Below are 18,756 nucleotides of genomic sequence, written 5' to 3' on the forward strand. Positions count from 1 at the left end.
TTCAAGGCCGTGCGGCGTTGTTGGGGATAGGGTCGGGCACTGCACGGGGGCGTTGCATTGCGCCGGGCACGCGCAATTCCGCGTGGCCGTAATCGCGCATCTTCCAGCCGCCGCCCCAGGTCAGGCCCAGCGATTGCGCCACTTCGCCATACAGCTGGTAGCCGCGCATGGCCCACGGATCTTGTTCGCTGATGACCAGCTTGCCGTCGCGGATGAACGCGCTATCGGCGGCCAGGCCGTATTGATGCCAGCTCTGGAAAGCGGTGGCGTTGGTGATTGCGGGGCCCAGCGCGGCCAGCGCATCCTGGCGCTGCGGGCTGCGGTAGCCTTCCAGCAGCGCCATGTCGTAGCCGTGGCGCTCTTTCATGATGCGGAACGCCAGCAGCAGGCGCTGGGCGAAATCCTTGTCCAGCAAGGCCCAGTCGCGGCTGGCGCTGGCGGTCATGGGGCGCGCTTGTTCGACTTCGGCGCTGGTAAACACCAGCGGCGGCAGCGGTGGCGGCGGGGCCAGTTGCTCTCCCTCCAGCAGGGCCGCCACCTGCGGATTGGCTTCGCGGGTGGACGGTTCATAGCCGCGCAAGACCGGGCGGCTGCCGGCCAGCAGCGCCACCAGCAGCGGGAAGCACAGCAACGCCAGGCCTGCGGCGCACAGCAGCGCATGGCTGCGGAGGAGGCCGGTGACGCCTTGCCACTGCGACATGGAGGCGTGGCGGCCTTGCGCCGAGGCGCGCTGCAGGCGCGACGCCAGCAGCGACCAGTTGCCGCGCCAGCGCGCGCCGGTCTTGTGCAGCGCGCCCAGCAGCACTTCGCGCCCGGACGGGAACAGCACCAGCCAGGTCGCCAGGCATGCGAACACGAAGTACATCGTCACCACCAACAAAACCACTACGGCCTCCGCAAACCTGTGAAGTTATTCAAAAAACATTGCTCGGAGTATATATTGTGGTTCTGATAATGCCGCGCACGATTGAACCGGAACATCGTGATGAGGCTGTTTCGGGTAAAGTCGCGAAAATTATCAAGGAGGCAATCTTGCAAAACGAAGAACCGCAACGGCCTGCGACGGCAAGGCCAAGCTTGCTATCGGCCGGGTCGGGACAGGGCGAGGCCCTCAATATCCTCAGCGAACTGGACGGCAAGACCGGTCATGCGGCGGCGGCCGGCAAGGGCGTGCGGCCCGGACGCAAAGAGTTGGTGACCTGGACCGTGCTGGTGCTGGCGGCGATGGGCTGCACGGCGGCGATGGTGCTGCGGGATGTCAGCACGATGGAGCAGGTGGCGCAGGTGGCGCAGGGGCTGGAACCTGGCGCGGCGCCGGACGGGGCGACACCTGGCGGCGATCGGGTTGCCGCTGCGGGGGCCTTGCCCGCGGCGGATGCCGGCGCCGTCTCAGACGCCGGCCCGGGCACGGCATCGGATACGGTATCGGATACGGCGTCCGGCGCGGAACCCGCGGCCGTGGCCGCCACAGCCGCCCTGGCTGCCGCGCCCGCCGTGGCCCTGGCGGCCGCGCTGGCCGCACCGCCTGCCGACAAGGCGACTACGGCGGCCACCATTATCGATACGCCGCCGGCGGCTGCCGAAGCCGCCCCGGTGCGTAAAGCCGTGGCAAAAGCGCGCAAGGCCGCGCCGGCCAAGGAGCGGCGCACGCGCATCGCCAAGGCCAGGGCGCCTGAACAAAAAGTCGCGAAAGCAAAAACGCACAAGAAACCGGCGCCGCCGCAGCAGAAACCGCAGGCGGCGCCGGACAGCGATGTGGAATTGCTGGCGGCGCTGGTGGCGCATACCAAGCCGCAGCAAGGTGCGCGCCGTGCCGGTGAGACACAGGGAGCGGGGGAGTCTCCTCCCGCCAAACCTTAATGGTGTTCAGTCAAGCGCAATTTGCCCAGGCCGCTATGTCGCGCGCAATCTCCGGACTGGCGCTCAGCACCAGTTGCCGGCAGGTTGTGCTGCCCTCCAGCGTCGCCAGGTACAGCGGCGTGGCCGAGGCGGCGCAAAACGTCAGCGCGCCGCGCTTGCCCCAAAACCAGCCGGAATAATAGCCAAACACGGCCGTGCCATTCTTCCGCGTGGTCAGTCCCGCTTCGTCGATGGAGTCGATGGCGCGCACCGTGGCCGACGTAACGGCGGCGCGGTCCAGCGTCAAGGTGTACATGCTGTGCCGGACGACGATGGCGTGTGGTGAAATGTCGATCGCGTGGCGCATGGCGGCGGCTGCCATCATGGCGATCAACAACAGCACGACGGCTGCCACGATGCCGCCGGCGACCAGGGTGTCGGTGGACGTGTGACCGGGCTTGGGCGGCGCCCAGCAAACCAGCGCCACTGACAGTATCATGGGAACAAACAGCGTCAGGGCCAGGCAGAACAACTGACGGGGGGAAGTCGGCAAGTTTTTCATCGCGTTCTCTGGTGTGATTGGCAATACTGCATGATACCAATTTTGGTATCGCATGCGTGAAAAATTGAATTGGAATGATATTTGGCTTTCTCCTACCATAGCCACAGCACCAAGATCAACTATGGAGACAAGCATGCACCCAATCCGCAGGACTATCCTGGCTGGCGCCGCGCTGGCACTGGCTACGGCCGTTATCCCCCACGCCATGGCCGCCAAGCCGCTGGTGATCGGTTTTTCCCAGGTGGGCGCTGAAAGCGAATGGCGCACCGCGAATACCGCCTCCATCAAGGATGCCGCCAAAAAAGAAGGCGTGACATTGAAATTCGCCGACGCGCAGCAGCGCCAGGAAAACCAGGTCAAGGCGATCCGCTCGTTCATCGCCCAGCGCGTGGACTTGATCGCGTTCTCGCCCGTGGTGGAATCGGGCTGGGATACCGTGCTGCGCGAAGCCAAAGCCGCGAAAATCCCGGTCATCCTGACCGACCGTTCCGTCAACGTCAGCGATCCTTCGCTGTACGCGACCCTGATCGGATCCGACTTCGTGGAAGAGGGCCGCAAGGCGGGCCGCTGGCTGCTCGAGTATGCGAAGAAAAACGGCGACAAGCCGCTGAACATCGTGGAATTGCAGGGCACCGTGGGCTCGGCCCCCGCGATCGACCGCAAGGCCGGCTTCGAGGAAATCATCAAAGGCAATCCGAAGCTGAAAGTGGTGCGCACCCAGACTGGCGACTTTACCCGCGCCAAGGGCAAGGAAGTGATGGAAGCGTTCCTCAAATCGATGGGCAAGTCGATCAATGTGCTGTATGCGCACAATGACGACATGGCGATCGGCGCGATCCAGGCGATCGAGGAAGCGGGCCTGAAACCGGGCAAGGACATCATCATCGTGTCGATCGACGGCGTGAAAGGCGCGTTCCAGGCCATGATTGCCGGCAAGCTGAACGTGACGGTGGAATGCAGCCCGCTGCTGGGCCCACAGTTGATGGAGGCGGCGCGCAAGGTCGTGGACGGCAAGCCGGTGGACAAGCGCATCGTCGTCAACGAAGGGGTGTTCCCGGCCGACGTGGCGGCCAAAGAACTGCCAAATCGCAAGTACTAAGCCCAAGGTTACGCAGTGGCGGATAACACCAAGCCGGTCCTGGAACTGACCGGCATTCATAAAGAGTTCCCGGGCGTGAAAGCGCTCACCGATGCGGGCTTGCGCCTGTTTCCCGGCGAAGTGCACACCCTGATGGGCCAGAACGGCGCCGGCAAATCGACCCTGATCAAGGTGCTGACCGGCGTCTACACGCCGGAGCAGGGCAGCATCCTGCTGGAGGGGCGGCCGATCGCGCCGCGCTCCACGCTGGAAGCGCAAGATCTGGGCATTTCCACGGTCTACCAGGAAGTCAACCTGTGCCCGAACCTGTCGGTGGCGGAAAACATTTTCATTGGACGCTACCCGCGCCGCTTTGGCGCCATCCAGTGGAAAAAGATGCGCGAGGACGCGGCGCGCATGCTGCGGCAACTGCAGGTCGATATCGACGTGTCGCAGCCGCTGTCGGTCTACCCGCTGGCGATCCAGCAAATGGTGGCGATTTCCCGCGCGCTCAATGTGCAGGCGAAAGTGCTGATCCTCGACGAGCCCACGTCCAGCCTCGATGAAGCCGAAGTGCAGTTGCTGTTTTCCGTGCTGCGCAAGCTGCGCGAGCAGGGCATGGCGATTTTGTTCGTCACGCACTTCCTGGACCAGACGTACGCGATTTCCGACCGCATCACCGTGATGCGCAACGGCCAGCTGGAAGGGGAATACCCGTGCAGCGAGCTGTCGCGCCTGGCGCTGGTCAACAAGATGATCGGTGCGGCCGACCATGCCGCGCCGCTGCGCGATGACACCGCTCCGGTGGCGGCGCCGCTGCCGGCGGCGGCTGAAACCTTGTTGGAAACCCGAGAACTGGGCCGCCGTGGCGCGCTCACCGCCACCAATCTGACGATCCGCAAAGGCGAAGTACTGGGCCTGTGCGGCTTGCTCGGCTCCGGCCGCACGGAACTGGCGCGCCTGCTGTTTGGCGCGGACAAGGCCGACAGCGGTTCCATCACGATCGATGGCCGCGCTGGCGCGTCGGCGTTTGCCAATCCGCGCGAAGCGATCGAGGCCGGCATCGGCTTCTGTTCGGAAGACCGCAAGCTGGAAGGCGCGATTCTGTCGCTGTCGGTGCGGGAAAACCTGATCCTGGCAATGCAGGCGCGGGCCGGCATGTGGCGCGCGATCCCGATGAAGCGCCAGCAGGAACTGGCGCAGGATTATGTGCGCTGGCTCGGCATCAAGACCGCCGGCATCGAGACGCCGATCGGCACGCTGTCCGGCGGTAACCAGCAGAAAGTGCTGCTGGCGCGCTGGCTGGCGACGCAGCCGAAACTCATGATCCTCGATGAACCGACGCGCGGCATCGATATCCGCGCCAAGGAGGAAATCATGGATTACGTGACGTCGCTGTGCAAGGATGGCATGTCGGTGCTGTTTATTTCATCGGAATTGCCGGAAGTGGTGCGCACGTCCGACCGCATGGTCATCATGCGCGACCGCAAGGCTTGCGGCGAATACCGCCGGGGCGAACTCAATGACAGCAGTGTGCTGCAAGCCATCGCGGGAGAGACGGTATGAACGCTCCCGCGCCAAACAATTTAGCGATCGCCGCGCTTGCGCCGGCGCCGGCCATGACCATGCAACAGTTGCTGAAACACCCCCTGATAAAACCTGCCGCCGCGCTGCTGACGCTGCTGCTGATCGACCTGATTTTCATTCCCGGCTTTTTCCGCCTGGAGTGGAAGGATGGCCACTTGTACGGCTCCGTGGTTGACATCATCAACCGCGCGGCGCCGCTGATGCTGGCGGCGCTGGGCATGACCCTGGTGATTGCCACGCGCGGCATCGACATTTCCGTCGGCGCGGTGGTGGCCTTGTCCGGCACCATGGCCGCGATGCTGGTCGGCGGCGACATGACGCCGGCGAATTCGCTGATGTTTGCCCTGGCGGCGGCCATGGGCGCGGCGCTGCTGTGCGGCCTGTGGAATGGTTTATTGGTCTCCACGCTGGGCTTGCAGCCGATCGTCGCCACCCTGATCCTGATGGTGGCGGGCCGGGGCCTGGCGCAATTGCTGACCGATGGCCAGATCGTCACCGTGTATTACCAGCCCTATTTCTTCCTCGGCGGCGGCTATCTGGCGGGCTTGCCATTCTCGCTGTTCGTGGTGGCGGCGGTGGTCGGCGTGCTGGCGTTCCTGATGCGCAAGACGGCGCTGGGCCTGTTTATCCAGTCGGTTGGCATCAACCCGGTGGCCGCGCGGCTGGCTGGCGTCAAGACCGGCACGCTGATCCTGTTTGTCTACGTGTTCTGCGCGGCCTGCGCGGGCCTGGCGGGCCTGATGATCAGTTCCAACATCAAGAGCGCGGACGCCAACAATGCGGGCTTGCTGCTGGAACTCGACGCGATCCTGGCGGTCACGCTGGGCGGCACGTCGCTGGCCGGGGGCAAATTCAGCCTGGCCGGCAGCATCCTCGGCGCGCTGATCATCCAGACGCTGACCTATACCATTTATTCGCTGGGCGTCCCGCCCGAAGTCAACATGGTCGTTAAATCCATCGTGGTATTCCTGGTGTGCCTGTCGCAGTCCGCCGAATTCAAACAATTGGTCACGCGGAGGGGCGTATGAGCGCGGGTATGTCAGTGAATATGCAAGCGCCATCGCCATGGCGCGCCCTGATGGCGGCGCCATCCTTCACGCCGCTGGTCACCGTGGTGTTGCTGGTGCTGCTGTTCGGCGCGGGCGCCGCGGCGTATCCCGGCTTCCTGTCGATGCAGGTGGTCTTGAACCTGCTGATCGATAACGCGTTTTTGCTGGTGCTGGCGATCGGCATGAGCTTTGTGATCCTGTCTGGCGGCATCGACCTGTCGGTGGGGTCGGTGCTGGCGCTGACCACCATGATTGCCGCCGCGCTGCTGCGCGCGGGGTATCCGCCGGTGGTGGTGGTGATTGCCGTGCTGGCGCTGGGCGCCTTGTTTGGCGCGGCGCAGGGCGCGCTGATTCATTACTTCAAGCTGCAGGCGTTCATTGTCACCCTGGCCGGCATGTTTTTGGCGCGCGGCCTGTGCTACCTGATCAGCATTGAATCGATCACGATTGACGATCCGCTGTTTGTCGCCATGTCGCAAACCCAGTTGCCGTTCTTTGGCGGCTTCCTGTCGCCGGGTGCCGTGATTGCGCTGGCGCTGCTGGCGGTGGCGATTTATGTCTGCCATTGCACGCCGTTTGGCCGTGCCGTCTATGCGATTGGCGGCAATGAACAGTCGGCCCATATGATGGGACTGGCCGTGGGCCGCACCCGCGTGGCGATTTACGCGCTGTCCGGTTTTTGCGCGGCGCTGGGTGGTTTGCTGTTTGCGTTCTACATGCTGTCCGGTTATGGCTTGCATGCGCAGGGCACGGAACTGGACGCGATCGCGGCGGTCGTGATTGGCGGCACCTTGCTGGCGGGCGGCTACGGCTATGTGGCCGGCGCGCTGTCCGGTGTGCTGATCCTCGGCGTGATCCAGACCCTGATCGCGTTTGATGGCACCCTCAGTTCGTGGTGGACCAAGATCGTCATCGGCGGCTTGCTGTTCGTGTTTTGCGTAGTGCAGCGCCTGTTAAGCATGCGCGCCAAGAATAATTAAAAATACCCCAAGGAGACCCCATGTTAAAAAAATCCGTGCTGGCTACCGCTGTAGCCGGCCTGGCGCTGTGCGCCCCTGCAATGGCGGCCAACCCGCTGTTTTCCGATATCTACACAGCCGACCCGGCGGCGCTGGTGGACGGCAACCGCGTCTACCTGTACGTTGGCCGCGATGAGGCCAAGGCGGACGATAAGGATTACCTGATGAAGGAATGGCGCGTCTATTCTTCGTGCGACATGAAGAACTGGAAAGCGCACGGCGTGCCGCTGAACGTGCAAACCTTTGCCTGGGCCAAGGCCGACGCCTGGGCCGCCGACGTCACCAAGCGCAATGGCAAGTATTACTTCTATGCGACGGTGGAGCACAAGGACAAGCCGGGTAAGGCGATCGGGGTGGCGGTTTCGGACAGCCCGACCGGCCCGTTCAAGGATGCGCGCGGCACGGCCATCATCACCAATGACATGACCAAGGATACCGATATCTCATGGGACGACATCGATCCGGCCGTGTTCATCGACAAGGATGGCCAGGCTTACCTGTACTGGGGTAACCAGATCATGCGCTACGTGAAGCTGAAACCGAACATGATCGAGTTCGACGGTCCGATCCACTCGGTGGCGGTGCCGCACTTCACGGAGGCGTCCTACCTGCACCGGCGCGGGAACACATATTATTTATCGTGGTCGCGCGAATTCCCGGAACTCACCGCGTACTCGACCGGCCCGAGCGCCACCGGCCCGTGGACCTATCGCGGCGTCATCATGGACAAGAATGAAAAGGTGAAAACCATTCACCAGGCGATCGTCGAATTCAACGGCAAATCGTACATCTTCTACCATAACGACAAGCTGCCCGGCGGCGGCGAGTACCGGCGCTCGGTGGCGGTCGAGGAATTGCATTACAATCCCGACGGCACGATCCGCTTTATCCCGCAAACGGCGGAAGGACCGGCCGCCAATCCCGCACCGGGCTGTCAAGGGTGATATCGACATTGCCGATATTGTGCAGGATTGATATCGGCAATGATATTATGTCTTAATGGATACCCTCAACCCGAACTGGTTCCTGCGCGCCAGGCTGAAAACCCGCCAGTTGCTGTTATTGATCGCGCTGGACGAACATCGCAATATCCACCGTGCCGCGGAAGCGCTGCATATGACGCAGCCGGCGGCCTCCAAGCAAATCAAGGACCTCGAGGAAATGCTCGATGTGCGGCTGTTCGACCGGCTGCCGCGCGGCATGGAACCCACGATTTACGGCGAGACCATGATCCGCCATGCGCGCATGGCGCTGACCAGCCTGTCGCTGGCGCATGACGATGTGCTGGCGCTCAAGGCCGGCCTGGTCGGCCAGGTGGAAGTGGGCGTCATCATGACGCCGGCCATGGCCTTGCTGCCGCAGGCGATCGCCAAGGTCAAACAACAGGCGCCGCTGCTGCGCATTGGCGTGCACGTGCAGCCGTCGAACGTGCTGATGGGCATGCTCCAGCACGGCAACCTCGATTTCATGATCGGCCGCATTCTTGAAAAAGAAGGCTCGGAAGGGCTGATCTACGAGGAATTGACGGAAGAACCGGCTTGCGCGGTGGCCCGTCCGGCCCACCCGCTGCAGGAGCGCACGGATCTGAAACTGGCCGATATCGCGGCCCAGCCGTGGATCTTGCCGCCGCCCGGTTCCATCATGCGCCACCGTTTCGACATGATGTTCCGCCGCGCCAGCCTGGAACCGCCGAGCAACGTGGTCGACACCACGGAAATGCTGGTGGTGACCCCGCTGCTGCACCAGACCGATTCCTTGCACGTGATGCCGCTGGAAGTGGCGCGCTATTATGAATCGCTGAATATTTTGCGCATCCTGCCCGTGGAGCTGCCATTTAAAATGGATGCTTTCGGTTTGATTCGCCAGCAAGACCACTTATTGTCGCCCGGCGCCGACCTGCTTTTGCGCGCCGTCCGCAACGCCGCCAAGGAAATCTACTGAATAGTTGGGTGCCGGGCCTTCAGGCCGGGCATCCACAAATTAAACAGTTGGGTGCCGGACCTTTCATGCCGGGCATCCACACATCACTCCGCCGCCCCATGACCATTGTTTATTCCAGCCTGAACCACGCCATGCGCGTGCCGCTTGCCGCGGAAATCCACTCGCGTCCTTTCATGAAGCTCGAAGCGCCGGAGCTGATTTCGCACTTCGCGATTTACCGCAACCCGGACCTGGGCGCCGGCGCGCCGAATGGCCACAGCCACCACAAGACGCTCAATGCGCTGTGCAAGCATTTCGGCGTGGCGTCGCCGGCCGATGAAGCCAAATACTTCTATCACGACTTCGGCCGCTTCCGCCTGAAGTGGGAATGCCACACCGAGTTTTCCACCTACACGTTCGCACTGCGCCCGGACCTGGAATATTCGACCGAGGAAGCGTTCGAGCACATGCCGGTGACGCATTTGCCGCAGGAATGGCTGCTGACCCTGAAAGGCCGCCTGATGGTGGCGGCGCACGTGGCGCTGGCGCGTGGCGGTGCGGAACTGGAATCGCTGCAGCGTATTTTTGAAGGCAATACCATGGCCGGCAGCCAGGTCATGCAGGGCGGCGAAGTGTATACCGACTTCGCGATCCAGTCGGACGGCTTTTCCCGCTTCGTGATCCGCGACGTCGGCATGCGCGCGCAGCAGGCGGGCCGCCTGGTGCAGCGGGTGCTGGAAATTGAAACCTACCGCATGTTTGCGCTGCTGGGCCTGCCGCAGGCGCAGCAGGCGGCGCCGGCATTGAATGCGATCGAGGGCGAGCTGGTGACCCTGGCGGGGGCGATGGTGCAAACCGACGCCGCGCAAATCGAAGATGGCATGGGCGATGGCGCGATGGAGCAAAAGCTGCTGGGTGAAATTACCCGGTTGGCGGCGCGCATAGAAAAACTGTCGCTGGAAACCAGTTACCGCTTTTCTGCGTCCAAAGCGTATTTCCGCCTGGTGCATGCGCGCATCGACGAATTGCGCGAAATCCGCATCGAAGGCATCCCCAACGTGGCCGAATTCATGGACCGCCGCTTGACGCCGGCCATGAATACCTGTGAAGCGGTGGCGGCGCGGCAGGAAGCGCTGGCGCGCCGGGTGGCCAACACCAATGACTTGCTGCGCACCCGCGTGGGCATCATCCAGGAACAGCAAAACCGCAAGATCCTGCAATCGATGAACCGCCGCGCGGCGCAGCAATTGCGCTTGCAACAGGCGGTGGAAGGTTTGTCGGTCGCGGCGATTTCGTATTACGTGGTGGGCCTGATCGGCTATTCGACCAAGGCCATCAAGGCGGCCGGCGTCATCGGCAATCCGGACGTGGTGATCGGGTTTGCGGTGCCGCTGGTGCTGGGCGGCGTGTGGCTGTCGCTGCGGAATATGCATAAGCGCTTGCATACGGCGTAAGGGACGTACTATTTTTGCATGGCAAATTCCGCGCGTATTATCCTGGTTCTCTTTTCACTGTGCCTTGCCTCAGGCGGCACGTCGCATTGGATGGATATCGCCCAGGGAGGTCTTTTCCCTTACGGCGACATGCCGTTTCCAATTAACGCGTTCTGGACATCCCTGGCGCTGCTGGATTTCATTGCACTTGTCCTGTTATGGAAGCGGCGCAATCTTGGACTCGTGTTGACGATGGCGATCATGGTTGCCGACGTGGCGGTCAACTCGTATGCTGCCTACGGATTAGGGATCGCATTTCTCAGCTTTGCGCCATTGCAGGTGCAGACCTGGTTCCTTGGGTTTGTGCTGGGCGCGATTGCCTTCGTTTGGGAGCGTGACGCGGGATGGGGCTACGCCAGGTAAAGCCATCGGCAGGTTTCCATGTAGAATTGCCATTTTGAAAATGATTACTTAAAGGATGGCGATGCAGAAGTGGGAATACAAGACTGTAAAAATTGAGGCAAAAGGCTTTCTTGGCGGCATCGTCGATACCACTGCCCTGGATGCGCTGCTCAACCAGTACGGCCAGTTGGGCTGGAATCTGATGTCGGTTTTCGATACCAACACGTACCAGGGCGCCAGCCGCGAGATTGTCGCTGTCTTTAAGCGCGAAGCGTTGTAGGAACCGATGGTTTCCATTCGCCATGCGGGGTTTCCCGACGATCTTGCCGAAGTCATCGCGATCTTCCGCGAATACGTTGCCAGCCCGACAGTCGACCTCGGGTTTCAAGACTTTGAAACTGAATTCGCCGCGCTGCCGGGCAAGTATGCCGAGCCGGATGGGCGGATTTTGCTGGCGTGGCGCGGCGCATCCGTGGTGGGTTGCGCGGCGCTGCGCCGGGTCGATCACGACACTTGCGAACTCAAGCGGGTTTATGTGCGGCCTGCCGCCAGGGGCAACAACCTGGGCCGGGAACTGGTTGAAACCATGATCCGCGAAGCCCGGCATGCGGGCTACACGAAGATGTGCCTGGATGTGCTGCCGGAGTTTCAGGCTGCGCAGCAGTTGTACCTGTCGCTGGGCTTCTTGCCGGCGGACGCTGTCAGCTATAACCCGGTTCCGGGAACCCAATTCCTGGCCCTTGCCTTATAAAACGCCATGCCATCGGCGGCGATGAAACAGGCCCCATCCTTTCGCCCGCCTCATCGCCGCATGCGGCATAATGCCCGCCTCGCGCGCCTTGCCGCAACCACACGATCCTCATGATGACTGCCGCCCCCGAAGCTTTCTCCGACGCCGAACGCCACGGCCTGTACCGCGCCATCCGCGAACGCCGCGACGTCCGCTCGCAATTCCTGCCCGACCCGGTGCCGCCCGACGTGCTGGCGCGCCTGCTGCAAGCGGCGCACCACGCGCCGTCGGTCGGCTTCATGCAGCCATGGGATTTCATCGTCATCGACAGCGTACCGGTGCGCCAGCAAGTGCGCGCCATCTTTGAGCGGGAAAACCAGAAGGCATTGGACAACTACGCGGGCGACCAAGCCGCGCTGTACAAGCGCCTGAAGCTCGAGGGGATCCTCGAGAGCCCGCTCAACCTGTGCATCACGTGCGACCGCAGCCGTGGCGGGCCGCATGTCTTGGGCCGCAACTCCGTGATGGAAATGGATTTGTTCAGCGTATGCCTGGCCGTGCAAAACCTGTGGCTGGCGGCGCGCGCGGAAGGCATTGGCGTGGGCTGGGTCAGCATCCTCGACCAGCAAGAACTGGCGGCCACCCTGAACTTGCCGGACAACGTGTATCCGGTGGCGTACCTGTGCGTGGGGTATGTCAGCGAGTTTTTGACACAGCCGGAACTGGAAGCCAAGGGCTGGCGCGCGCGCTTGCCGTTGCAACAGCTGGTGCATGGCAATGGCTGGGGGCGGGCGCTCAACGACGGTCCGCTGCAAGACGCCCTGCGTGACCTGAACCCGGCGGCATAGTCCGGGCGCGTAGGCGTGCAGCCGCAACCGGTGCGGCTGGATATTGAGCCTGGCTGACGACAGACTTGCCGCAGGGAGTGAACGGGGAGGGTAACTCCCTCTCGGCTCCCTCTGGTAAACCGTCTCCCAAACCTGTCTCTTCCTGTCTCCTTTCATCTTCTTTTGAACCTTTTCCAAAAAAGGAGATCAAAAGAGGCATGAACAATCCAAAAGAGACAGGAGGTGAAGCATGTTTACCAGAGTGACTGTGGAGGTACCCCAGACCCTGCTCCTCGAATTTCTGGCGTACCTGAAAACTCGCCGTGACCCAATCACCGTTGATCGCGCCGCGACTGAAGCATTGTGGAGCTGGCTGCAAGCGCAAACCGGCAAGACACCTGCCGGTCCAGAAATACGCGGCTATCAATGGAAGATGCTGTTTCTGCCGGAGGGGACGTGCTTGCGCACATGGAGCCATGGCGAACCGAATTACGCGCGAGTGGTCGGCGATCAAATCATTCACGACGGGCGTTCGGTCACACCGAACCAATTTGCACGCTCATTTGCGCGGACCGTGCGCAATGCGTGGCGCGACTTGTACATCAAGCGTCCTGAAGACAAGAAATGGCAGATTGCCGGCAGATTGCGTGCGCAGCTGATGGCGGATGAAGCCCGCAATGCGCCTGCTCAACCAGCCCCTGCCACTGCCGGGAAGGCTCCCGTATCACAGGACCCCGTCACGCAACCGGCAGCGCGCTGCCGAGAGCAACAGCCGGGTTGGGACTTGCCGGAACGGCGCAAGTTCCGCATCCGGCTGGAGGATTTTGAGTAAGGAATGGGCATTCCAGTAAATGGAATAGTGAATTGCACGTGGCAGATATTCTCTGCAATCCCGGAATAATCCACACTGAGGTCTATCCAACCACCAAGGAGATGACCGATGAAACTGTACCATCACCCCCTGTCCGGCCACGTGCACCGCGCCCGTCTGTTCCTTTCTCTGCTGGGTTTGCAGCATGAACTGGTCGTAGTGGATTTGCTCAAGGGCGAGCATAAAACCCCGGAATTCCTCCGCCTGAACAGCTTCGGCCAGTTACCGGTGCTCGATGACAATGGCGTGGTCGTGCCGGATTCGAATGCCATTCTGGTTTATCTGGCGCGCCGCGAAGGGCGCACCGACTGGCTGCCGCAAGGTGCGCTGGCGGAAGCGCGCGTGCAGCGCTGGCTGTCGGTGGCGGCGGGGGAAATCGCCCATGGGCCGGCCGCCGCCCGCGTGGTGCAACTGTTTGGCCGCGATGTCGATCCGACGGAAATGATCGCCCGCGCGCACCGCATCCTGGCACTGGTCGATGCGGAACTCGCCGGCCGCCCCTGGATTGCCGACCTCGATGCCAGCCACCCGACCATCGCCGATGTGGCGCTGTACAGCTATATCGCCCGCGCACCGGAAGGCAACGTGGACTTGTCTGCCTATGTCAACGTGCAGGCATGGCTGGCGCGGATCGAAGCACTGCCGGGCTTCGTGCCGATGGCGGTGTCGCCGGTCGGCCTGGCGGCATAAGGAGGCGGCCATGGACGGGACAGTCAACAGCGCCGTGCCGCAACCTTCCGCAGCAATGCCTGCCGCGCCAGCGTGCGCGGCCCCGGCGCCTGCCGCTGTCCCGGCCGTGGCGGCAGCCAGCAGCGAACCGCCATCGCCGTGGCATGCCGGTGAAGTCGCCATGCAGCAGCGGGAAGGCGTGGCGGAGCGGATGGACAGCGTGGGGCGCAAGGTCGTGCGCTCCCATATGCCGGACCAGCACCGCGAGTTTTTTGCCCAGTTGCCGTTTGCCGTGCTGGGTACGGTCGATGGCAACGGGGATGTGTGGGCCACGTTGCGCGCTGGCGGGCCGGGCTTTATGCACTCGCCCGATCCGCAGGTGCTGGAAGTGCACTTGCCACGTGTGCCGGACGATCCGGCCGACGCGGGGCTGGACGATGGCAACAGTGTCGCGCTGCTGGGCATGGAATTGCACACGCGCCGCCGCAACCGCATGAATGGCGTGCTGCGGCGCGCCGTGGATGGGCCGGCGCGGATCGACGTGCTGCAATCGTTCGGCAATTGCCCGCAATACATACAATTGCGCGATTTTCAATTAACGAACACCGTGCCCGTACCGGCGCAATGGCTGCCAGCGGTGGACGACGCAGCCAGGCAGCTGGTGATGCAAGCCGATTCGTTTTATGTGGCGTCTTATGCGGACTTGTCCGGCGAACAGCGGCAAGTCGATGTGTCGCACCGGGGCGGCCGGCCCGGGTTCGTGCGCGTGGGGCAAGACGGTGCACTGACGGTGCCGGAATTTGCCGGCAACCTGTTTTTCAATACCCTGGGCAATTTTCTAGTCAATCCACGCGCGGGGCTGGTGTTCGTGGATTTCGACAGCGGGGATTTGCTGCAGATGACAGGGGACGTGCAACTGCTGGACAGCTTGCCGGGCCGCGCGGTGCAGGGTGCGCAGCGTTACTGGCGTTTTGTGCCGCGCAAGGTCGTGTGGCGGCGGCGGGCGCTGGGGCTGCGGTGGGTGGCGCAGGACGGCGGCATGTCACCGGCGACGTTACGTACCGGGACGTGGAGTCGGTAGGGCGGCTTTTACAAAGCCGCCGATGCGCCGCCTGGGACGCCTGCATGGCGGCTCCGGCCAAGACCGCAACCGCCCTGCCGGAATATGAGCCGCGTGAAGAACGATGGACATCAATCCGGCTTTTGCCGCGCCAGCGACGCCAGCGCCTCCAGCAGTATTTTCGCCCTGAACGGCTTGACGATCACCCGCGCCACTTGCCGTTCCTTTAACTGCGCCAACTGTTCGCCGGTGCAATTGTCCGCCATGACGGCAATCGGGATGTGCGGCGACGATGCCGACTCGCCGCCGCGCACCTGGTCCAGCAATCCCAGGTCATGCACGGCGTCGCCATCATCGACCGCGATAATGGCGCCGTCGAAGGGACGCTGGCGCAGGATTTGCCGCGCAAGCGCGATGCTGGCCGCTTCATGGATCTGCGCCATGCCCAGTGACCGGGCGGTCAGCGCCACGGTCCGCCGCAGCATGGCTTGCGGCTCCACCAGCAGTACATGGTTATCCTGTGGCTTGCGCTCGGGCATCGGCGTCTCCTTGCGGTGACTGCAACTCTTGCATGACCAGGCCGCGCAGGGTCGACAGGATCGCCATCTCGATATCGTCCAGCTGGCGCGGCTTGGTGTCGATGATGCACAGCGTTCCCAGGGCATAGCCTTGCGGCGTGATCAGCGGCGCGCCGGCATAAAAGCGGATATGCGGGCTGCCGGTCACCAGCGGGTTATCGGCAAAGCGGACGTCGGCGGCGGCATCGGCAATCACCATGATGTCGCCGCGCATGATGGCGTGGCCGCAGAATGAGACGTCGCGGCCGGTCTCGCACGCGGTCAGCCCCACATTGGATTTAAACCATTGACGCTCACTGTCGATCAGCGAGATCAGCGCGATCGGCACATCGAATTCAGCCGCGGCAAATTCCACGACACGGTCGAACCGTTCTTCGCGCGGCGTGTCGAGGATCAGCAGCGCATACAGGGCCGCGAGGCGTTCGGCTTCATTGTCCGGGGTGGGGGCGGCGATCATGGCAAGACGTACCGGTTTCGATGTGGTCACTGTAACAGGAAAGCGGGGCAAATTAAAAACAGCGGCCCTGTCGCGTGTGGGCTGCAGGTTACAAAATTGGCGCCCCATTCACATTGGACTTCTGGCAATATTCCCGCTGTAATAACGATAACGAGGGATGGTATGCAAAAGGCGGGACTGGGGACGTGGATCAAGCGCATTGTGCTGGGTTTGATGGTGTTGATTGCGCTGGCGGCGCTGACGCTCTGGTTCTTCCTGCGCGGCAGCCTGGCGCAACTCGATGGGCGGCGCACGGTGCCTGGCCTGGCGGCCGACGTGTCGATCGCGCGCGATGGCCAGGGCGTGCCCACCATCACCGGCAGCAACCGCAACGACATTGCTTACGCCACCGGTTTCGTCCATGCGCAGGAGCGCTACTTCCAGATGGATTTGCTGCGCCGCTCGGCCGCCGGTGAATTGGCTGAACTGTTTGGCCCGAAGGCGCTGCCGCTCGATAAGGAACACCGGCTGCACCGCTTCCGCGCCCGCGCGCAGCAGATGGTCAATGCGATGCCGTCCGCCGAACGCGCGCTGCTGGACCGCTATGTGGCCGGCGTCAATGATGGCTTGAACCAGCTGGGTGCCCGTCCATTCGAATATGGCCTGGTGGGCATGGCGCCCCGGCCCTGGAGCGCGGCCGATTCGCTGCTGGTGGGCTGGGCCATGTTCTTTGATCTGCAGGGCGCGCAGGAAGCGCGGGAACTGGCGCGCGGCTGGGTGAAGGAACACACCACGCCGGAACAATTGGCGGTGCTGCTGCCGCAATCGACCCCGTGGGATACGCCGCTCGATGCGGCCGGGATCCCGGCCACGCCCGCGCCATTCCCGGCCCAGGCGCCCGCCTGGTGGGGCAAACCTGGCCCGGCCGACAGCAAGCGCCTGGCGCAAAATGGCGCGCAACCCGGCGCAACCCGCGCCGTCGCCCAGTCCGGAGCGGGTGAACTGTACGGCATGGCCCAGGCCGGCGGGCCGGAATACACCGGCATGGTCGGCAGTAATAACTGGGCCGTGGCGGGCAGCCGCAGCAAGGATGGCGGCGCGATCGTATCCGACGACATGCACCTGGGATTGCAATTGCCGCACATCTGGTACCGCGCGGTGCTGATGGTGCCGCACCAGAGCGATTCGCGCCGCGTGGTGGGCGTCACCCTGCCGGGCACGCCGATGATGATCGTCGGCAGCAATGGCCACGTGGCATGGAGTTTCACCAACGCCTATGGCGATTTCCTCGACCTGGTGGCGCTGGAAACCGATGCTTCCCGTCCCGGCGAAGTGCGGACACCTGCGGGCTGGGAAAAGCCGGTGGTCCATGATGAGCCCATCCTGGTCAAGGGCGCGCCGGCCGATCCGTTCAAGGTCACGGAAACGTCGCTGGGCCCGGTGCGCCAGGTGGGGGCCGGCGCGGCCAGCCGCAGCTATGCCTTGCACTGGGTCGCGCATACCCCGGGCGCGGTGAATTTCAACGGCATGAAGCTGGAAGGGGCCAATACCCTGGATGATGCGCTGGCGATTGCCGCCAACATGGGCATCCCGGCGCAAAACTTCGTGGCGGGCGACAGCACCGGCAATATCGGCTGGACCATTGCCGGCGCGCTGCCGAAACGCGCGCAGCCCGGCTTTGCCGCTTCGTTCCCGCTGACGGCGGACAATGCGCAGGCGGGCTGGCAGGGGTTACTGGCGCCCGCCGCGTATCCGCAAGTGCGCAATCCGGCCGGTGGCCAGATCAGCACCGCCAACAGCCGCCAGTTGCAAGGGGCGGGCGCCGACGTGCTGGGCGATGGCGGCTTCGACATGGGACCCCGCGCCCGCCAGGTGCGCGACAGCGTGGCGGCGCTGGGCGCGAAAACCGATGAGCAGGGCGTCTACAGCGTGGCGCTCGACGACCGCGCGTTGTTCATGAGCGCGTGGCGCGACCGCGCGCTGGCGCTGCTCGACGCGCCAGCGATGGCCGGCAATCCGAAACGCCAGGAAGCCAAGGCCCTGCTGGAAAAGAGCTGGTCCGGACGGGCCAGCGTGGAGTCGGTCGGCTACCGCATTGCCCGGAACTATATGTGGGCGCTGTATGAAAACCTGTATGGCGGCGCCAACGTTGAACTGGCCAAGCTGGTGGAAAAATCCGACATGGTGGCGGCGTCGAACCGCTGGCCGGTGGTGGTGGCGCGTCTGCTGGATGAGCAGCCGGCCGGCTGGCTGCCGCAGCAATATGCCAGCTGGAAAGACTTGCAACTGGCTGCGCTGGACCGGGCCGTGGCGGAAATGACCAAGGATGGCAAGAAACTGTCCGATGCCACCTGGGGCGCGCGCAACCAGCAAATCATCGTGCACCCGATTGCCAACGCGGTGCCGGCGCTGCGCCGCTGGCTGTCGGCGCCGGCCGATCCGATGCCGGGCGACTCGCACATGCCGCGCGTGAGCGGCGCGAAATTTGGCCAGTCCGAGCGCATGGTGGTGACACCGGGCCACGAAGAGCGGGGTATCTTCAACATGCCGGGCGGCCAGAGCGGGCACCCGCTGTCGCCGTATTTCCTGGCCGGCCACGGCGACTGGGTCAGTGGCAAGGCCACGCCATTGTTGCCTGGGCCAACCAAACACCTGCTTACTTTTGTTAAATAGCGGTGCATAATGACGAAATCATA

General features: G+C 63.3%; 20 protein-coding genes. 16 read left to right on the forward strand and 4 right to left on the reverse strand.

Going from position 1 to position 18,756, the window contains the following annotated elements; translation table 11 throughout:
- Window position 1: 1 nt before the first annotated feature.
- On the reverse strand, window positions 2-886 hold the full coding sequence (locus tag AC1RRC_RS05485; protein ID WP_493054256.1) for a M15 family metallopeptidase: 885 nt from the start codon (window positions 884-886) through the stop codon (window positions 2-4).
- A gap of 146 nt (window positions 887-1,032) precedes the next feature.
- On the opposite strand from AC1RRC_RS05485, the gene AC1RRC_RS05490 reads away from it, so the two are divergent.
- Complete coding sequence (locus tag AC1RRC_RS05490) at window positions 1,033-1,860, forward strand: hypothetical protein (RefSeq protein WP_493054257.1); 828 nt, start codon at window positions 1,033-1,035, stop codon at window positions 1,858-1,860.
- 10 nt (window positions 1,861-1,870) lie between these two features.
- Here AC1RRC_RS05490 and AC1RRC_RS05495 read toward each other — a convergent pair whose 3' ends face one another.
- Window positions 1,871-2,401 carry a hypothetical protein gene (locus AC1RRC_RS05495; RefSeq protein WP_493054258.1) on the reverse strand — a complete coding sequence of 177 codons (531 nt, stop codon included), beginning with the start codon at window positions 2,399-2,401 and terminating at the stop codon, window positions 1,871-1,873.
- A 133-nt stretch (window positions 2,402-2,534) separates the two neighbouring features.
- Between AC1RRC_RS05495 and AC1RRC_RS05500 the strand changes: the two genes are divergently transcribed.
- The 14 genes from AC1RRC_RS05500 (at window position 2,535) to AC1RRC_RS05565 (ending at window position 15,067) form a co-directional block, all read left to right on the forward strand.
- Window positions 2,535-3,500, forward strand: coding sequence for an ABC transporter substrate-binding protein (locus AC1RRC_RS05500; RefSeq protein WP_493054259.1), 966 nt, complete (start codon window positions 2,535-2,537; stop codon window positions 3,498-3,500).
- A 15-nt stretch (window positions 3,501-3,515) separates the two neighbouring features.
- The gene (locus AC1RRC_RS05505; RefSeq protein ID WP_493054260.1) at window positions 3,516-5,045 is read left to right on the forward strand and encodes a sugar ABC transporter ATP-binding protein; all 1,530 of its coding nucleotides are present in this window, start codon (window positions 3,516-3,518) and stop codon (window positions 5,043-5,045) included.
- A 53-nt stretch (window positions 5,046-5,098) separates the two neighbouring features.
- Window positions 5,099-6,094 (forward strand): ABC transporter permease, encoded by a 996-nt coding sequence (locus AC1RRC_RS05510; protein WP_493054699.1) that lies wholly within the window; start codon window positions 5,099-5,101, stop codon window positions 6,092-6,094.
- An 8-nt stretch (window positions 6,095-6,102) separates the two neighbouring features.
- Window positions 6,103-7,095 carry a galactofuranose ABC transporter, permease protein YjfF gene (gene yjfF, locus AC1RRC_RS05515; protein WP_493054261.1) on the forward strand — a complete coding sequence of 331 codons (993 nt, stop codon included), beginning with the start codon at window positions 6,103-6,105 and terminating at the stop codon, window positions 7,093-7,095.
- Between the two features lie 20 nt (window positions 7,096-7,115).
- Complete coding sequence (locus AC1RRC_RS05520; RefSeq protein ID WP_493054262.1) at window positions 7,116-8,078, forward strand: glycoside hydrolase family 43 protein; 963 nt, start codon at window positions 7,116-7,118, stop codon at window positions 8,076-8,078.
- 55 nt (window positions 8,079-8,133) lie between these two features.
- Window positions 8,134-9,075 carry a LysR family transcriptional regulator gene (locus AC1RRC_RS05525; protein ID WP_493054263.1) on the forward strand — a complete coding sequence of 314 codons (942 nt, stop codon included), beginning with the start codon at window positions 8,134-8,136 and terminating at the stop codon, window positions 9,073-9,075.
- 98 nt (window positions 9,076-9,173) lie between these two features.
- Window positions 9,174-10,508, forward strand: a complete 1,335-nt coding sequence (locus AC1RRC_RS05530) for a DUF3422 family protein (protein WP_493054264.1) — start codon at window positions 9,174-9,176, stop codon at window positions 10,506-10,508.
- 18 nt (window positions 10,509-10,526) lie between these two features.
- A complete protein-coding gene (locus AC1RRC_RS05535; protein WP_493054265.1) occupies window positions 10,527-10,910 on the forward strand; it encodes a hypothetical protein in 384 nt (127 codons plus the stop codon).
- A gap of 61 nt (window positions 10,911-10,971) precedes the next feature.
- A complete protein-coding gene (locus AC1RRC_RS05540; protein WP_493054266.1) occupies window positions 10,972-11,169 on the forward strand; it encodes a DUF4177 domain-containing protein in 198 nt (65 codons plus the stop codon).
- Between the two features lie 6 nt (window positions 11,170-11,175).
- The gene (locus AC1RRC_RS05545) at window positions 11,176-11,640 is read left to right on the forward strand and encodes a GNAT family N-acetyltransferase (RefSeq protein WP_493054267.1); all 465 of its coding nucleotides are present in this window, start codon (window positions 11,176-11,178) and stop codon (window positions 11,638-11,640) included.
- Between the two features lie 110 nt (window positions 11,641-11,750).
- Window positions 11,751-12,467, forward strand: coding sequence for a 5,6-dimethylbenzimidazole synthase (gene bluB / locus AC1RRC_RS05550; RefSeq protein ID WP_493054268.1), 717 nt, complete (start codon window positions 11,751-11,753; stop codon window positions 12,465-12,467).
- Between the two features lie 229 nt (window positions 12,468-12,696).
- Window positions 12,697-13,278: a hypothetical protein gene (locus AC1RRC_RS05555; protein WP_493054269.1), complete on the forward strand. Its 582-nt coding sequence runs from the start codon at window positions 12,697-12,699 to the stop codon at window positions 13,276-13,278.
- 108 nt (window positions 13,279-13,386) lie between these two features.
- Entirely contained in the window at window positions 13,387-14,007 is a 621-nt protein-coding gene (locus AC1RRC_RS05560) for a glutathione S-transferase family protein (protein WP_493054270.1), read from the forward strand.
- Window positions 14,008-14,017: 10 nt separating this feature from the next.
- The gene (locus tag AC1RRC_RS05565) at window positions 14,018-15,067 is read left to right on the forward strand and encodes a flavin-nucleotide-binding protein (protein ID WP_493054271.1); all 1,050 of its coding nucleotides are present in this window, start codon (window positions 14,018-14,020) and stop codon (window positions 15,065-15,067) included.
- 110 nt (window positions 15,068-15,177) lie between these two features.
- Here AC1RRC_RS05565 and AC1RRC_RS05570 read toward each other — a convergent pair whose 3' ends face one another.
- Together AC1RRC_RS05570 and AC1RRC_RS05575 are read right to left on the reverse strand one after the other, a co-directional pair.
- Window positions 15,178-15,585, reverse strand: a complete 408-nt coding sequence (locus AC1RRC_RS05570) for a response regulator (RefSeq protein WP_493054272.1) — start codon at window positions 15,583-15,585, stop codon at window positions 15,178-15,180.
- A complete protein-coding gene (locus tag AC1RRC_RS05575) occupies window positions 15,560-16,081 on the reverse strand; it encodes a GAF domain-containing protein (RefSeq protein WP_493054273.1) in 522 nt (173 codons plus the stop codon). The genes AC1RRC_RS05570 and AC1RRC_RS05575 overlap by 26 nt, the downstream gene beginning before the upstream one ends.
- Before the next feature lie 162 nt (window positions 16,082-16,243).
- On the opposite strand from AC1RRC_RS05575, the gene AC1RRC_RS05580 reads away from it, so the two are divergent.
- Window positions 16,244-18,733: a penicillin acylase family protein gene (locus AC1RRC_RS05580; RefSeq protein WP_493054274.1), complete on the forward strand. Its 2,490-nt coding sequence runs from the start codon at window positions 16,244-16,246 to the stop codon at window positions 18,731-18,733.
- Window positions 18,734-18,756 lie beyond the last annotated feature (23 nt).

The organism is Pseudoduganella sp. GW821-FHT12E03 (assembly GCF_058807115.1).

Bases quoted from the DNA above. Each gene is read 5' to 3' on its own strand.
- AC1RRC_RS05500 (WP_493054259.1), top strand. From the start codon at position 2,535: ATGCACCCAATCCGCAGGACTATCCTGGCTGGCGCCGCGCTGGCACTG.
- bluB (WP_493054268.1), top strand. From the start codon at position 11,751: ATGATGACTGCCGCCCCCGAAGCTTTCTCCGACGCCGAACGCCACGGC.
- AC1RRC_RS05495 (WP_493054258.1), bottom strand. From the start codon at position 2,401: ATGAAAAACTTGCCGACTTCCCCCCGTCAGTTGTTCTGCCTGGCCCTG.
- AC1RRC_RS05520 (WP_493054262.1), top strand. From the start codon at position 7,116: ATGTTAAAAAAATCCGTGCTGGCTACCGCTGTAGCCGGCCTGGCGCTG.
- AC1RRC_RS05575 (WP_493054273.1), bottom strand. From the start codon at position 16,081: ATGATCGCCGCCCCCACCCCGGACAATGAAGCCGAACGCCTCGCGGCC.
- AC1RRC_RS05530 (WP_493054264.1), top strand. From the start codon at position 9,174: ATGACCATTGTTTATTCCAGCCTGAACCACGCCATGCGCGTGCCGCTT.
- AC1RRC_RS05525 (WP_493054263.1), top strand. From the start codon at position 8,134: ATGGATACCCTCAACCCGAACTGGTTCCTGCGCGCCAGGCTGAAAACC.
- AC1RRC_RS05580 (WP_493054274.1), top strand. From the start codon at position 16,244: ATGCAAAAGGCGGGACTGGGGACGTGGATCAAGCGCATTGTGCTGGGT.
- AC1RRC_RS05545 (WP_493054267.1), top strand. From the start codon at position 11,176: ATGGTTTCCATTCGCCATGCGGGGTTTCCCGACGATCTTGCCGAAGTC.
- yjfF (WP_493054261.1), top strand. From the start codon at position 6,103: ATGTCAGTGAATATGCAAGCGCCATCGCCATGGCGCGCCCTGATGGCG.
- AC1RRC_RS05555 (WP_493054269.1), top strand. From the start codon at position 12,697: ATGTTTACCAGAGTGACTGTGGAGGTACCCCAGACCCTGCTCCTCGAA.
- AC1RRC_RS05560 (WP_493054270.1), top strand. From the start codon at position 13,387: ATGAAACTGTACCATCACCCCCTGTCCGGCCACGTGCACCGCGCCCGT.
- AC1RRC_RS05565 (WP_493054271.1), top strand. From the start codon at position 14,018: ATGGACGGGACAGTCAACAGCGCCGTGCCGCAACCTTCCGCAGCAATG.
- AC1RRC_RS05570 (WP_493054272.1), bottom strand. From the start codon at position 15,585: ATGCCCGAGCGCAAGCCACAGGATAACCATGTACTGCTGGTGGAGCCG.
- AC1RRC_RS05535 (WP_493054265.1), top strand. From the start codon at position 10,527: ATGGCAAATTCCGCGCGTATTATCCTGGTTCTCTTTTCACTGTGCCTT.
- AC1RRC_RS05510 (WP_493054699.1), top strand. From the start codon at position 5,099: ATGACCATGCAACAGTTGCTGAAACACCCCCTGATAAAACCTGCCGCC.
- AC1RRC_RS05540 (WP_493054266.1), top strand. From the start codon at position 10,972: ATGCAGAAGTGGGAATACAAGACTGTAAAAATTGAGGCAAAAGGCTTT.